General features: G+C 72.5%; 14 protein-coding genes and 1 pseudogene. 10 read left to right on the top strand and 5 right to left on the bottom strand.

Annotated features, from left to right (window positions below):
• The first annotated feature begins 17 nt into the window (after nt 1-17).
• The 8 genes and pseudogenes from IG84_RS0109640 to IG84_RS0109610 all read left to right on the top strand — a co-directional run bounded on the left by IG84_RS0109640 (nt 18) and on the right by IG84_RS0109610 (nt 7207).
• Nucleotides 18-866 carry an FAD binding domain-containing protein gene (locus IG84_RS0109640; RefSeq protein ID WP_031053877.1) on the top strand — a complete coding sequence of 283 codons (849 nt, stop codon included), beginning with the start codon at nt 18-20 and terminating at the stop codon, nt 864-866.
• Nucleotides 863-3241, top strand: a complete 2379-nt coding sequence (locus tag IG84_RS0109635) for a xanthine dehydrogenase family protein molybdopterin-binding subunit (RefSeq protein ID WP_031053875.1) — start codon at nt 863-865, stop codon at nt 3239-3241. The genes IG84_RS0109640 and IG84_RS0109635 overlap by 4 nt, the downstream gene beginning before the upstream one ends.
• On the top strand, nt 3238-3738 hold the full coding sequence (locus IG84_RS0109630; RefSeq protein ID WP_031053873.1) for a (2Fe-2S)-binding protein: 501 nt from the start codon (nt 3238-3240) through the stop codon (nt 3736-3738). Before IG84_RS0109635 ends, IG84_RS0109630 begins: the two co-directional genes overlap by 4 nt.
• Nucleotides 3738-4400: an SRPBCC family protein gene (locus tag IG84_RS0109625; RefSeq protein WP_031053871.1), complete on the top strand. Its 663-nt coding sequence runs from the start codon at nt 3738-3740 to the stop codon at nt 4398-4400. Before IG84_RS0109630 ends, IG84_RS0109625 begins: the two co-directional genes overlap by 1 nt.
• Nucleotides 4397-5044, top strand: a pseudogene (locus IG84_RS41795) (isochorismatase family protein); the annotation flags it as partial. The gene IG84_RS0109625 and the pseudogene IG84_RS41795, both read left to right, overlap by 4 nt.
• Complete coding sequence (locus IG84_RS41790; protein WP_031053870.1) at nt 5045-5902, top strand: alpha/beta fold hydrolase; 858 nt, start codon at nt 5045-5047, stop codon at nt 5900-5902. It abuts the pseudogene before it with no gap.
• A gap of 49 nt (nt 5903-5951) precedes the next feature.
• Entirely contained in the window at nt 5952-6440 is a 489-nt protein-coding gene (locus IG84_RS0109615; RefSeq protein ID WP_031053867.1) for a MarR family winged helix-turn-helix transcriptional regulator, read from the top strand.
• 17 nt (nt 6441-6457) lie between these two features.
• On the top strand, nt 6458-7207 hold the full coding sequence (locus tag IG84_RS0109610) for a maleate cis-trans isomerase family protein (RefSeq protein WP_031053865.1): 750 nt from the start codon (nt 6458-6460) through the stop codon (nt 7205-7207).
• A gap of 27 nt (nt 7208-7234) precedes the next feature.
• Here the strand turns inward: IG84_RS0109610 and IG84_RS0109605 are convergent, their stop codons facing one another.
• The 5 genes from IG84_RS0109605 to IG84_RS0109585 all read right to left on the bottom strand — a co-directional run bounded on the left by IG84_RS0109605 (nt 7235) and on the right by IG84_RS0109585 (nt 10683).
• A complete protein-coding gene (locus IG84_RS0109605; RefSeq protein WP_245659281.1) occupies nt 7235-7771 on the bottom strand; it encodes a VanZ family protein in 537 nt (178 codons plus the stop codon).
• Between the two features lie 54 nt (nt 7772-7825).
• Complete coding sequence (locus IG84_RS0109600; RefSeq protein ID WP_078648714.1) at nt 7826-9100, bottom strand: cation:proton antiporter; 1275 nt, start codon at nt 9098-9100, stop codon at nt 7826-7828.
• A 2-nt stretch (nt 9101-9102) separates the two neighbouring features.
• A complete protein-coding gene (locus IG84_RS0109595) occupies nt 9103-9573 on the bottom strand; it encodes a cation:proton antiporter regulatory subunit (protein ID WP_030261727.1) in 471 nt (156 codons plus the stop codon).
• Between the two features lie 183 nt (nt 9574-9756).
• Nucleotides 9757-10215, bottom strand: a complete 459-nt coding sequence (locus tag IG84_RS0109590) for an SRPBCC domain-containing protein (RefSeq protein ID WP_037799660.1) — start codon at nt 10213-10215, stop codon at nt 9757-9759.
• A gap of 156 nt (nt 10216-10371) precedes the next feature.
• Nucleotides 10372-10683: a hypothetical protein gene (locus tag IG84_RS0109585; RefSeq protein WP_031053852.1), complete on the bottom strand. Its 312-nt coding sequence runs from the start codon at nt 10681-10683 to the stop codon at nt 10372-10374.
• Nucleotides 10684-11140: 457 nt separating this feature from the next.
• Here IG84_RS0109585 and IG84_RS0109580 point away from each other — a divergent pair, with 457 nt between their 5' ends.
• Entirely contained in the window at nt 11141-12442 is a 1302-nt protein-coding gene (locus IG84_RS0109580; RefSeq protein WP_078648713.1) for a GNAT family N-acetyltransferase, read from the top strand.
• Nucleotides 12443-12494: 52 nt separating this feature from the next.
• Nucleotides 12495-13730: a DegT/DnrJ/EryC1/StrS family aminotransferase gene (locus tag IG84_RS0109575; protein ID WP_031053848.1), complete on the top strand. Its 1236-nt coding sequence runs from the start codon at nt 12495-12497 to the stop codon at nt 13728-13730.
• Nucleotides 13731-13741: the final 11 nt, after the last annotated feature.

Here is a 13741-nt window from a genome sequence, read left to right as displayed (position 1 = left end):
TCGCTGAGAGGAGGACCATGAAACCCGCCCCCTTCCGCTACCACCGGGCACGCAGTACCGAGGACGCCACCCGGCTGCTGGCCGAGCTGGGAGCCGACGCCAAGGTCATCGCCGGTGGCCAGAGCCTGGTCGCGATGATGAACTACCGGCTGGCCCGCCCGGCCCACCTGGTCGACATCGGCGGCCTGCGCGCCCTCGACCACCTGCACAGGGACGCCGACGGCGGTCTGCACATCGGGGCGCTGACCACGCACCACACGGTGGAGACCGCCCCGCCGGGCGTCCTGGAGCCGGGGTTCGGCGTGCTGCGCCGGGCCATGCGCTGGATCGGCCATCTGCCGATCCGGACCCGCGGCACGGTCGGCGGCAGCCTCGCGCACGCCGACGCCACCGCCGAGTGGTGCCTGCTGGCCGTCGCGCTCGGTGCCGAGCTGGTGGCCGAGGGGCCGCACGGCCGCCGCCGGATCCGCGCCGAGGACTTCTTCTTCGGCTACTACACGACCGCGCTGGACCCCGGCGAACTCCTCGTCGAGGCCGTCTTCCCGCGGCCCGCCCCGCACGCCGCGCTCACCGAATTCGCCGAGCGCCACGGGGACTTCGCGATCGTGGCGGCCGCCATCGACCTCGATGCCGAGGACGGCTCGGTACGCGGCGGGCGGGTGGCGCTGGGCGGCGTGGCACCGGCGACGGTACGGGTTCCCGAGGCGGAGGCCGTGCTGGCGGGCGGGGGCACCTTCGCCGAGTGCGCGGCCGCCGCGGCCGACGCGAGCGATCCGCCGGGCGACGCCAACGGCAGCCCGGAGTACCGCCGCCACCTCATCCGCACCCTTGTCCGGCGCGCCTGCGAGGAGGCGATGTCACCGTGACACCCCGTAGTACGGAGGACCGGCTGGTCGGCCGGTCGGTCGCCCGCCGCGAGGACCCGCGGCTGCTCACCGGCCGCGGCCGGTTCGTCGACGACATCGCGCTGCCGGGCATGCTGCACGCGCAGTTCGTCCGCAGCACCGTCGCACACGCCGAGGTCACCGCCGTCGACCTGAGCGCTGTGCGTCAAGTGCCGGGCGTGGTCGCGGCGTTCACCGCCGCGGACCTGGGCCTCGGTGACATCACGGCCCGGCTGGACCGCCCGCTCACAGAATTCGTGCCCACGGCCATGCCGGTCCTGGCCCGAGACCGGGTGCGGTACGTCGGCGAGCCGCTCGCCATCGTCGTCGCGCGGGACGCGTACGCCGCCGAGGACGGTCTGGAGGCGGCCAAGGTGAGCTATGCGCCCCTCGCCCCCGTGACCTGCGAGGACGAGGCGCTCGCTGAAGGCGCCCCGCTCCTGCACGACGCGGCGCCGCGCAACACCCTCGTGGACGTCTCCCTCTTCGCCTCCGAGGGCATCGACGCGGTCTTCGCGGCCGCGCCGTGCGTGGTGCACGTCGACTCCCGCACGGGGCGGCAGAACGCGCTGCCGCTGGAGACCCGCGGCACGGTGGCGCACTGGGACGACCGCGAGGAGCAGCTCGTACTGGAGACCTGTACGCAGGTCCCGCACCAGGTGCGCACGGTCGCCGCGCGCTGCCTCGGCCTGGACGAACGGGCCGTACGGGTGCGGGTGCCGGACATGGGCGGTGGCTTCGGCCTGAAGTGCGTCGTCGGCCGGGAAGAGATCGCTGCCGCTGCCGCAGCACTCCGGCTGCGCCGCCCGGTCAAGTGGATCGAGGACCGCAAGGACGCGCTGACCGCCTCCTTCCTCGCCCGCGAGCAGCACTACGACGTACGGGCCGCGTTCGACGCCGAGGGCCGCATCCTCGGGCTGGACGCCGACGTGGTGTGCGACATGGGCGCGTACTCCTGCTACCCCTTCACCGCGGGCATCGAGCCGCTGATGGCGTCGGCCGAGATGCCGGGCGTGTACAAGGTGCCCGCCTACCGGGTGCGCGGCCGGGCCATCACCACCAACAAGGCGCCCACCGCCCCGTACCGGGGCGTCAGCCGCCCGCAGTACGTCATGGTCGTCGAGCGGCTCTTCGAGCGGGCCGCACGCGAACTGGGCCTGGACCCCGTCGAGATCCGCCGCCGCAACGTCATCACCGACTTCCCGTACACGGGCGTCAATGGCATCACCTACGACCCGGGCTCCTACCGCGAGGCGCTGGACCTGTGCGAGCGGACCGTGCGGGAGGAGGGCTGGTACGAGAAGCAGGCGGCGGCCGCGGCGGAGGGGCGCCACCTCGGCATCGGCTACTCCTGCTTCAGCGAACGCACCGGCTACGGCTCCACCGCCTTCGCGCAGCGCAAGATGGAGGTGGTCCCCGGCTTCGACCTCTCCGAGGTCCGGATGGACACCAGCGGCGCGGTCACGGTCACCACCGGCACGATGAGCCACGGCCAGAGCCACGAGACGACCATGGCGCAGATCGTCGCCGACGAACTGGGCCTGCCGCTCGCGAAGGTGAAGCTGCACCAGGGCGACACCGACCGGATCACCTACGGCTGGGGCACCTTCGCCAGCCGGTCGATCACGGTCGGCGGCAGCGCCGTGCGGCTGGCCGCCGCCGAGCTGGGGAAGAAGCTCCGCCGGATCGCCGCGGCCCGCTGGGGCGTGGCACCGGAGGAGACGGAGTGCGGCGAGGGGTGCGTACGCCGCCGCGACGAGCCTGCCGTCTCCCTCTCGTACGAGCAACTGGCCGAGATCGCGTACCTCAAGGCGCATCTGCTGCCGAAGGACATCGCGCCGGGGCTGACCGGCACCGCCGCGTTCGACGTCTTCAACGACGGCACGTTCTCCAACGCCACCCACGCCTGCGTGGTGGAGCTGCACGAAGGCACCGGACAGGTGGAGATCCTGCGGTACCTCTGCGTCGAGGACTGCGGCGTGGCCATCAATCCGCAGGTGGTGGAGGGGCAGTGCCGGGGCGGCATCGCGCAGGGCATCGCGGGCGCACTGTTCGAGCAGGTGACGTACGACGCGCAGGGCGAGCCGTCCGCGACCGGCTTCATGGACTACAAGGTGCCCACCGCGCACGAGATCCCGGATGTTGCGATCCACCATCTGGAGACGCCGTGCGCGTTCACCGAGACCGGCGCGAAGGGCGCCGGCGAGGGCGGCACGATCGGCGCCCCGGCAGCCGTACTGAACGCCGTCAACGACGCCCTGCGCACCACCGGCGTCGAGCTGGACCACACCCCGATCACGCCGGAGGCAGTACACAACGCACTGCGGCGGCAGCGGACCCTGGAGCACACCCGATGACAGATCTGCAGTTGATGACTCTTGATGTCAACGGTGAGGAGCACGAGGTAGTCGCCGAGTCCCGCCGCACCCTCGTCGACGTGCTCCGCCACGACCTGCGGCTGACCGGCACACACGTCGGCTGCGAGCACGGCATCTGCGGGGCCTGCACGGTGCTGGTCGACGACCGTCCCGTACGGGCCTGCCTGATGTTCGCGGCACAGGCGGAGGGGACACGGATCCGTACTGTCGAGTCCCTTTCACAGGGCACTGGCGAGTGCGAACTCAGTGATCTGCAACGGGCGTTCAGTGAACACCACGGGCTGCAGTGCGGCTTCTGCACACCCGGGTTCCTGATGCTCGCCGAGGGGTTCCTCGCCGAGCGGCCGGACGCGAGCAAGGAGGAGATCCGCGAGGTGGTCGCCGCCAACCTGTGCCGGTGCACCGGCTACCAGACCATCGTCGAGGCCATCGACGACTGTGCGGCGGCCCGCCGGCGCGCCGGGAAGGAGAACTGATGCAGCTCACCCACACGGTTCCCGTGAAGGCCCCACCGGACAAGGTGTTCGCGCTGCTCAACGACGTCGAGCGGGTCGCTTCCTGTATGCCGGGCGGAAGGCTCACCGGGCAGGACGGGGACGCCTGGCAGGGCCGGGTGACGGTCCGGGTCGGCCCGGTCACGGCGGCGTACGCGGGGACCGTACGGTTCCTGGAGGCCGATGCCGGGGAGCGGCGGCTGCGGGTGCAGGCGCGCGGCGCCGACACGCACGGCAGCGGCGACGCCGAGGCCGAGGTGACGCTGGTGGTCGCGGAGGCGCCGGAGGGCGCGCTGCTGCGGCTGGACACGGACCTGGTCATCCGCGGGAAGATCGCGCAGTTCGGGAAGGGCGCGATCGGGGCGGTCTCGGACCGGATCCTGCAGCAGTTCGCGCAGAATCTGGGGAGCCTGCTGGATCAGGAGCGGGTGCCGACTGTCGCGGGTGTGCAGGCTGCACCGGCGCAGGCGGCGCCAGCGGCACCGGCGGCCCCCGAGCTCGACGGCCTCTCGATGATCGGCGGACCGGCCCTGGCCAAGTACGGCCCCGTGGCCGCCGCCTTCGCCTTCGGATTGTTCGAGGGCTGGCTGCTCGGCCGGATGGCCGGGCTGCGGCGCGAGCTGAAGGCGGTGCGGCGGGCATGAGCACGAGCCAGTACGGAACGGCCACCGACGCCACGTACGACCGGGCCGGCTTCGGCGCGCCCGTGCGCCGCGGCAGCCGCCCCGCGATCGTGGTCGTCGACCTCACCCGCGGCTTCACCGAGGACGCCTTCCCCTCCGGGACCGATCTGAGCGAAGTGGTCGCCTCCACACGGGAGTTGATCGAGGCCGGCCGGGCCGCCGGGGTCCCGGTCGTCTTCACCGCCATCGCGTACTCCCCCGCCGAGGCGGCCGGCGACGGCATCACCTGGCTGCAGAAGGCACAGGGCATGCGTGCCCTCCTCGAAGGCAGCGAGGCGGTCGCCCTCGACCCCCGGCTGCCGCGCCGCACCGAGGACCATCTGATCGTGAAGAAGGGCGCTTCGGCGTTCTTCGGCACCTCGCTCGCCGCGACGCTGGCCGGCCTGGGCTGTGACACGGTCCTGGTGTGCGGCGCGACGACCAGCGGCTGTGTGCGGGCGACCGCGGTGGACGCGGTGCAGTCCGGTTTCCCGGTGCTCGTGCCGCGGGAGTGCGTGGGTGACCGCGCGCCCGGGCCGCACGAGGCGAACCTCTTCGACATCCAGGCGAAGTACGGCGACGTCATCGCGCTCGCCGAAGCGGTCGACTATCTCAAGGAACTCCCCATGCCGCAGCACGAACAGGACCGGCGGTCGATCAGCCAGGCCGCGTCGGCGGACCTCGCCGGCATTCCCGCCACCAGCCGCTGGGTACGCTCCGGCGCCGCCCGGCTGCACGTACTCGACTACGGCGGCCCCGGCGTCCCCGTGGTGATCCTGCCCGGTATCACCAGCCCGGCCGTCACCATGGACTTCGTCGCCCGTGAACTCACCGACCTGGTACGGCCGTTGGTGGTTGATGTCCGCGGGCGCGGGCTGTCGGACGGCGGCGGGCGGTACACGCTGGAGGAGTACGCCGAGGACACCGAGGCCGTGGTCACCGGGCTCGGGCTGGAGCGCCCGGTGCTCTTCGGGCACTCGATGGGCGCGCGGATCGCGGCGGCCACCACGGTACGAGGCAAGGTGCCGCTCGGCGGTACGGTGCTCGCCGACCCGCCGCTGAGCGGGCCCGGCCGGGGCCCGTATCCGACGACCCTGGACGCGTTCCTCGGGCAGCTCGACCAGGCCGTGCGCGGCACCGACGCCGACGAGGTGGCCGCCTCGTGGCCGCGCTGGCCGCGCCGGGAGCAGGAGTTGCGGGCCCGCTGGCTGAGCAGTTGCGAGCGGGAGGCGATCGTGGCCACGCACCGCGGCTTCGAGACGGAGGACTTCTTCGACTGGTGGCCTTCCGTGCCGGGGCCGACGGCGCTGCTGTACGGGGCCGACAGCCCGGTGGTCACGGCCGAGGGGGCGGCCGAGGCCGCTGCCGCGCTGCCCTCCGCCGCCTTCGCCGAGATCCCGGACGCCGGCCACATGATCTTCTGGGACAACCCGCCGGCGGCGCTGGCCGCGCTGCGCACGGCACTCACCGCCATGCTGCCGTGACCTGCTGGTCCGCCGTCATCCCGGCTATCCGCCGTGGTTGAGTTGGCCCATGGCTGACAACACCGAATCCGTAGCACTTTCGTCCGAGCCCCCGAAGGTGCCCACGGCCCTCACCGCCGCACCCGGCTACCAGGTACGCCGCCTCTATCAGGCGTATCTCGCGGTCTGGGTACGGGCCGTGGACCCCACGCTCACCGGACCGCAGTTCGCGGTGCTGACCGCCGTGGGCGCAGCACCGGGCCGCGACCAGAGATCGATGGCCTCGGCCGTGGCCCTGGACACCTCCACGATGGCGGACGTGGCCCGGCGGCTGGAGAACCGCGGGCTGCTCGTCCGCCGCACCGCCGCCGCCGACGGCCGCCGCAAGCTGCTGTACCTGACCGAGGAGGGCGAGCGGACCCTCCGCGACGCCAACGACCGGGCGCGCGCCCTGGACGAACGGCTCCTCGGTCCGTACGACGCCGAGCAGCGCGCGGACCTCATGCACCTGCTGACATCCCTGGCCGACCACTGGGAGGGCCTGGCCAAGGAGTCCTGACCCCACCGGAGAGACCCGTGACGGACCACCACATCGGCATGATCGTGCCGAGCTCCAACCTGACGATGGAGACCGAGCTGCCGCGCATGCTGCGGGACCGGGAGCGGGCGCGGCCCGGCGACCGCTTCGTCTTCCACAGCAGCCGGATGCGCATGCAGCACGTCACGCCCGAGCAGCTCCGCGGCATGAACGCGCAGACCGAGCGGGCCGCGCTCGAACTCGCCGACGCCCGTCCCGACGTCGTGGCCACCGCCTGCCTGGTGGCGATCATGGCGCAGGGCCCGGGCCACCACTGCACGGCCGAGGCGGAGATCACGAAGGCGCTGCGCGGCCAGGGCGCACAGGCGCCGGTGGTCTCCAGCGCCGGTGCGCTGCTCGACGGCATCGCGGCGCTGGGCGCCCGCCGGGTCGCGATCCTCACTCCGTACATGAAGGACCTGACCCGGCTGGTCGTCGACTACATCGAGGACGCGGGCGTGGAGGTGGTCGACGCGCTCAGCCTGGAGGTACCCGACAATCTCGCGGTCGCCCGGCTCGACCCGGAGGATCTGCGCGACCACTGGCGGAAGCTGGACCTCGGCCGGGCCGACGCGCTGGTCCTCTCCGCGTGCGTGCAGATGCCGTCGCTGCCGGCGATCCAGCCGGTCGAGGACGAGGCGGGGCTGCCGGTACTTTCCGCGGCCACCGCCACCACGTACCGCATCCTCACCGAACTGGGCCTGGATCCCGTCGTACCGGGTGCGGGGCGGCTGCTCGCCGGGGGCTGAGGGCTATACCGCACTGGCGCGCCGCTGTCACCAGTGGCGGCGCCTGGGATGAACGGCGCGGCCGAGGCGGCGGCCGAGCAGGACGTAGCCGAGGAGCGCGCCCGTGGTGTTGAGGATGACGTCGTCGATGTCGAAGGCGCGCCCGGTGACCAGGGCCCCTTGCACCAGCTCGACCAGCAGCATGACCAGCGCGGTCACCACGACCACCCGCAGCAGCCCGCGCGCCCTGGGCGCCACGACCGGCAGCAGCAGCCCGAAGGGCAGACCCAGCAGGATGTTCCCGCCGAGCTGCTTGACAGTGTCGATGAACGCGGGCTGCCCGAGGTAGTCGCGCAGAGTGTCGCCGGGCCGCAGATTGGTGTGCGTGAGCGCCTCGGAGGCGGCCGACGGCTGGAGGGTCAACTGCGCCAGTACGGCTCCGAAGGCCACCATGACGGCGAACGCCAGCAGCATCACCAACGCCTGCACGGGCGGCGGGAGTGGTGCCCCGCCGCCCGTCGCCGGCCGGCCGCGCTTCTTCTTCCTGGCATTGCTGCGCCGGAGTGACAGCGGTGACCGCGCCATGGAGCCCCCTCGCTTCAGGTGGACCTGCTGCAGTTGGTCTGTACGACGCTTCGGTTACCCGTGTGGCGGCAGAGCATGTGCGTCCTCACGGGGCGCGGGGGTCTCTTCGGGTGCTTCGGACGGGGTTTCCGGGGCGGGCGTGGCGGGTCTGCGGGAGGTGATGCCGAAGAGCGGCAGCAGGGCGGTCCGGGCGCGGTTGACGGCCGGTGCCGCCCAGCGCGCGGTCAGCGGGCCGAGGATGACCATGATCAGGACGTATGCGGTGGCGATCGGGCCGATCCGCGGTTCGACGGCCGTGGTGAGCCCGGCGATGACGATGGAGAACTCGCCGCGTGCGACGAGCGCGCCGCCCGCGCGCAGCCGCCCGTTCGGCCCGATGCCGGCGCGCCGGGCCGCGTACCAGCCCGTGAGAATCTTGGTCACGGTGGTGACGGCCGCGAGCAGCAGCGCCGGGAGCAGTACCGGCGGGATGGCGGTCGGGTCGGTGGACAGGCCGAAGAAGACGAAGAAGATCGCGGCGAAGAGGTCGCGCAGCGGCGTGAGGAGCTTGCGCGCGCCCTCGGCGACCTCGCCGGACAGCGCGATGCCGACGAGGAACGCGCCGACCGCCGCGGAGACCTGGAGCTGCTGGGCGATGCCCGCGACGAGCACGGTCAGCCCGAGGACGACCAGGAGCAGCATCTCGGGGTTGTCCGAGGAGACCCAGCGGCTGATCAGCCGGCCGTGCCGGAGCGCGAGGTAGAGCACGAGGCCGACGGCGCCGAGCGCGATGAGCAGCGTGACGCTGCCGCCCGCGAGTCCGACGCCGGCCAGCAGCGCGGTCAGCAGCGGCAGATAGACCGCCATGGAGAGGTCTTCGAGGACGAGGACGCCGAGGATGACGGGGGTCTCGCGGTTGCCGAGCCGGCCGAGGTCGGTGAGGACCTTGGCGATGACGCCGGAGGAGGAGATCCAGGTGACGCCGGCCAGCGCGACGGCGGCGACCGGGCCCCAGCCCAGCAGCAGCGCGGCGGCCGCTCCCGGTACGGCGTTCAGCAGGAAGTCGACGGCACCGGAGGGGTATTGGGTCCTGAGGCTGGTCACCAGCTCGGAGGCGCTGTATTCGAGGCCGAGCAGGAGCAGCAGCAGGATGACGCCGATCTCGGCGCCGACGCCGACGAACTCCTCGCTGGCGTTGAGCGGCAGCAGTCCGCCGTGTCCGAAGGCGAGCCCGGCGAGGAGGTAGAGGGGTATGGGCGAGAGGCCGACCCGGCCGGCCAGCCGCCCGAGGAGGCCGAGGGCGAGGATGACGGCGCCGAACTCCACGAGCAGTGCGGTGGTCTCATGCATAGTCAGCCTCCGGCGATGATCGCGGCGAGGGCGTCGACGCCCTCACGGGTGCCGACCGCGACGAGGGTGTCGCCGATGGCGAAACGGAAGTCGGGGCCCGGGGACGGGTGCGCGCTCGTGCGGCGCAGCACCGCGACGATGGACGCGCCGGTACGGGTGCGGGCCCCGGTGTCGCCGAGCAGCCGGCCGCCGTACGGGGAGCGGCTGCCTATCTGGATGTGCTCGGTGACCAGGTCGATGCCGTCGGTGCGGACGGCGTCCAGCGGCGCCGGATCGATGAGGTGCGCGAGGGCGGTTGCCTCCTCCCGTTCCAAGGGGACCGAGGACTGGCAGGTATCGGGGTCATCGGCGGCGTAGAAGCCGATGAAGCGGCGTCCGTCGTGGTGCACCACCACGGAGAGGTGCTGTCCGGCGTGCGTGGTGAAGTCGTACCGCGTGCCGACGCCCGGCAGCGAAGTGCGTCGCGTCCCCATCGTGTCCTCCCCGGATGCCGCGCCGGGCAGCGCCGTGGCGCGGACCGGACGCGATCTCCTTTACCTGATCATTACCCTTTACCCCATCATTACAGATGCTTGGTGGGTACACCGGGGGTGCCGCGCCAGGGGCGGGAACTCAGAGGGCAGGCTTCAAGAGGACGGCATCCAGGAGTCAGGCGTTCAGGAGGACGGCATGTGCCAGGGCTCTTCGGGGAGCGGGCTGCCGGTCTCCAGGAGGGTCTTGAGGTTGGAGAGGACCGCCGCCCAGCCGCCGGCCGCGGCCGCGCGCTCGGCCTCGTCGGCCAGGTTCTCGTGGGTCACGGTGAGCCGGACGATGCCGCCGTACGCCTCGATGCCGAAGGTGACCGTGGACGGGCCGCCGGGTGGCTCCTCGCCCGGCTCGGCCCACGTGGTGACCAGCCGCCGCGGCGGGGCGCTCTCGACGACCAGCCCGACGACGTCGGCGAGGCCCGAGCCGTCCGTGCGCCGGTGCTCCCAGGGGGAGCCGGTCCGCCAGTCCGAGACGTTGCTGTGGCCCCAGTACGCGGCCGTCAGGTCGGGGTCGGTCAGCGCGTACCAGACCTTCTCCGGGGTGCTCTCGATGTAGGTGACGTAGGCAAAGGCCGGTCTCTCGGTCATGGCGTCCTCGGCTCGTCGTTGCGCGGCGCGCCGAGCGTATCCGCTGGACTTGCCGTACGCGCGGAACGAGCAGCCGTCGGAGAGCTGCGCGGCCCCACCCCACCCGGCCGGACTACCCCGCGACCGACGGCCGCTCTTCGGATGTGTCTCGCGCGATCAGACCTCGGCCGCGATCCAGGCGATGTGCCAGCCGTTCTTGGCGGCGTACTCGGGGTCGATCGCCTGCCGGTCCACACGCCGCACATAAATGCGGAAACCGGTCGGGGTGGCGGCATAGACGGTGTTGCCGCCGGTGGTCATCCACATGCGGTCGTCACCGGTGAGGGCCGCGATATACGCGGGCGTCGTGGTGAATTTCCCCTCCGAGGTGTCGACGTCGAGGTACACGCCGTCACCGTTGCGGTCGGGGTAGGCGACCCACCCCTCGCCGGGCACCGTCCTGCCGGAAACGAGCTTGCCGTTGGTCATATCGGCTCCCGTCACGTCATGTCCAGATCAGCCGATCCGTCTCGGCCGCTGCACAGAGTCTGCGGGGATTTCCCGGCCGGTCGCGGCGGTTCCGGAGAGAATGGCCGGATGCGAAACGCGTGGTACCGGGCTTTCGCCGGATGGCCGGAAAGGGCGTTGACCGGCAACGACGGGCGGCCGCCCCGCCGAATCCCGGGCGGCTGCGGGGGTTGACAGTTCATGGCCTTCTCCACAGTGTGGAGGACAGCCTCTGGCGGCCCCGACTCGATTCATCGGCGCGTGTAGGAGATCGCGATCCGGGCCTCGCGACGGTCCTTTCCGCAAGGCGGCATCCGCCCCCCTCTGGAAATGACCTCGACTGCGGGCAGTACGGCCTGCCCGTCATACGCGCCGACTGAATCCCTTTTCTGTTGTGCTGCCCACTCGGGCCTCAGCCGGAATCGGTCGGAGGTGTCCTATGCATTCTCCCTCACCCTTCTCTTCGAAATCGCGGTCACCGGAACCACTTTCCTCGAAACCGCCGTCACCGGATTACGACTTCCGCGCTCCTGACGACTGGTCCGATTTCACCGAGGTGGTGGGACTCGCCTACGGCGGATACGACCATTCACCGGAACATCGCGCGACCGTCGCCGAGTTGCTGGAGCCCAAGCGCTCGCTGCTCGCGTGCGCCGCGGGCCGGCCCTGCGCCACGCTGGCCGGCTACTCCCTGGACATGACGCTGCCCGGCACCGGCCCGCGCCCCGTCTTCGGCATCGGCTACGTGGCCGTCTCCCCCGCGCACCGCCGCCGCGGCCTGATGCGCGACATGATCCTGCGGGTCCTCTCCGACCTGCACACCACGCGGGCCGAGCCGGTCGCGGTCCTCAACGCCACCGAGCCGGCCCTCTACGGCCGCTTCGGCTTCGGCGCTGCCAGCCAGGCCGTCAGCCTCACCATCCCGGTGGAGGCCCGCGCGCTGGCCGAGGGTCCGGCGGACGACGGTCCGCCGCTCACCCTGGAGGTCACCTCGCCCGCCGAGGCCGAGGCGGCCATCGCCAGGGTCTGCCGCGCCTGCCTGGCCGAGCGCCCCGGAATGCTGCGCCGCGAGGGCGCCTGGCTGCGCCAAGCCCTCGCCGACCCGCCCGCCGACCGGCACGGCGCCGGACGCCTGCTGTGCATGCTCGCGACGGACGGCGCGGGCGTACGCGGCTACGCCCTCTACCGGCTCACCGCCGGCTGGACCCACTCCTACCCCCGGTACACCGTCTCCGTACAGGAGTTGAGCGCCTGCGACCCGGCCGCCTACGCCTTCCTGTGGCGGGCGCTGCTGGACGTGGACCTCGGCGGCACGGTCACCGCCGACGCGCGCCCGGTCGACGATCCGGTACTGGCCCTGCTCGCGGACCCGCGCAGCGCGGCGCCGACCGTGCGCGACCAGCTCTACGCCAGGGCCGTCGACGTCGACCGCGCGCTGTCCGGCCGCGGCTACGCCACCGAGGCCGAGGTCGTCCTGGAGGTGACGGACCCGCTCTGTCCGTGGAACGAGGGCCGGTGGCGGCTCATCACGGGCACCACGGGAGCCGACTGCGTCCGGACCCGCGCGAACGCTGATCTGGCGCTCACCGCGCGGGAGTTGGGAGCCATCCTGCTCGGCGGCGGCTCCCTCGTACAGCTCGCACGGGCCGGGCGGGTGGCGGAGCTGCGCCCCGGCGCGGTGCAGGCCGCCGCTGCCGCCTTCCGGCACGACCCGGCACCGTACTGCCCCGTCGTGTTCTGACCACCCGCCCGCGACCAGCGGTCCGCCATCCGCGATCTTGAGGAGTCCGCCCATGCCCGGTCCCGGCTACGCCTTCTTCGGGGACGAGGAACGCGCCAACGTCCAACAGGTGCTGAACACGTGGTCCCGCACCACCGCGGCGCACTCCTACCCCCTCGGAGACCTCACCCAGACCCGGCTGTTCGAGGAGGAGGCCGCGCGCCGCCTGGCGAGCCCGTACTGCCTGTCCGTCAACAGCGGCACGTCGGCGCTGCTCACGGCGCTGGCGGCGCTGGACATCGGCCCGGGCGACGAGGTCATCGTCCCCGGGTACCTCTACGTCGCCTCTGTCGCCGCCATCGTCCACTGCGGGGCCACGCCCGTCGTGGCGGAGATCGACGAGACGCTGACCCTGGATCCGGCCGACGTCCGGGCCCGCATCACGCCGCGCACGAAGGCGTTGATGCCCCTCCACATGCTGGGCGCGCCCTGTGACATGGCCGCGCTGCTGGGGATCGCGGAAGAGCACGGACTGCTGGTGCTGGAGGACGCGGCGCAGGCGTGCGGCGGGACGTACCGCGGCCGGCCGCTGGGCAGCTTCGGGCGGGCCGGTGCTTTCTCGCTCAATATGTTCAAGGTGGTCACGGCCTGCGACGGCGGGTTCCTGCTGGCCGCCGACGAGCGCACCTTCCAGCGTGCGTACGGCTTCCACGACCACGGCTGGTTCCCGTACCGCGCGGAGGAGGGGCCCGGCGACCGGATGCTGGGGCTGAACCTGCGGATGACCGAGCTGACGGCGGCGGTCGCCCGCGCCCAGCTGGACCGGCTGGACACCGTCCTCGCCCGCACTCGGGCGCAGCGGGACGCGCTGGCCGCCCTCATCCCGCCGCGGGACGGCGTCGTCCGCCGTCCGTCGCACGACCCCGCCGGGGACTGCGCGACCGTTCTGGTCCACCTCTTCGAGGAGCGGGCCGCGGCCGAGGCCGTGGCGAAGCGGCTGGGCACGAAGACGCTGCTGCACTCGCCCAAGCACTACTACGGCGGACTGCCGGAGCTGCGTGCCCTGGCCGCCGGCGACACCGGGCCCTGCCCGTCCCGGCGCCCGGAAGCGGCCTGGCGGCGCCAGGACTTCCGCCCCGGCGCCCTCCCCCGTACCGACGACGTCCTGGGCCGCGCGGTGGCCCTCACAGTGGGCACCTCGGACACCTATCTGGGCGCCGATGCCGGAATCACCGTGTTCAGCGGGCCGGACGAGATCGCCGCGGCCGCCGAGCGCTTCCGGGCCACGGCCGACGAGGTACTGGGCTGAACGAGGTACTG

The sequence above is a fragment of the Streptomyces ochraceiscleroticus genome (assembly GCF_000720485.1).
Taxonomy (GTDB): Bacteria; Actinomycetota; Actinomycetes; order Streptomycetales; family Streptomycetaceae; genus Streptomyces; species Streptomyces ochraceiscleroticus.
Note: the sequence above shows the minus strand (reverse complement) of the source record. Positions and strands in the feature narration are given on the sequence as shown.

Excerpts from the sequence above, each read along its gene's own strand:
- IG84_RS0109640 (WP_031053877.1), top strand. The coding sequence starts at position 18 with ATGAAACCCGCCCCCTTCCGCTACCACCGGGCACGCAGTACCGAGGAC.
- IG84_RS0109630 (WP_031053873.1), top strand. The coding sequence starts at position 3,238 with ATGACAGATCTGCAGTTGATGACTCTTGATGTCAACGGTGAGGAGCAC.
- IG84_RS0109625 (WP_031053871.1), top strand. The coding sequence starts at position 3,738 with ATGCAGCTCACCCACACGGTTCCCGTGAAGGCCCCACCGGACAAGGTG.
- IG84_RS41790 (WP_031053870.1), top strand. The coding sequence starts at position 5,045 with ATGCCGCAGCACGAACAGGACCGGCGGTCGATCAGCCAGGCCGCGTCG.
- IG84_RS0109615 (WP_031053867.1), top strand. The coding sequence starts at position 5,952 with ATGGCTGACAACACCGAATCCGTAGCACTTTCGTCCGAGCCCCCGAAG.
- IG84_RS0109605 (WP_245659281.1), bottom strand. The coding sequence starts at position 7,771 with ATGGCGCGGTCACCGCTGTCACTCCGGCGCAGCAATGCCAGGAAGAAG.
- IG84_RS0109600 (WP_078648714.1), bottom strand. The coding sequence starts at position 9,100 with ATGCATGAGACCACCGCACTGCTCGTGGAGTTCGGCGCCGTCATCCTC.
- IG84_RS0109595 (WP_030261727.1), bottom strand. The coding sequence starts at position 9,573 with ATGGGGACGCGACGCACTTCGCTGCCGGGCGTCGGCACGCGGTACGAC.
- IG84_RS0109590 (WP_037799660.1), bottom strand. The coding sequence starts at position 10,215 with ATGACCGAGAGACCGGCCTTTGCCTACGTCACCTACATCGAGAGCACC.
- IG84_RS0109585 (WP_031053852.1), bottom strand. The coding sequence starts at position 10,683 with ATGACCAACGGCAAGCTCGTTTCCGGCAGGACGGTGCCCGGCGAGGGG.
- IG84_RS0109580 (WP_078648713.1), top strand. The coding sequence starts at position 11,141 with ATGCATTCTCCCTCACCCTTCTCTTCGAAATCGCGGTCACCGGAACCA.
- IG84_RS0109575 (WP_031053848.1), top strand. The coding sequence starts at position 12,495 with ATGCCCGGTCCCGGCTACGCCTTCTTCGGGGACGAGGAACGCGCCAAC.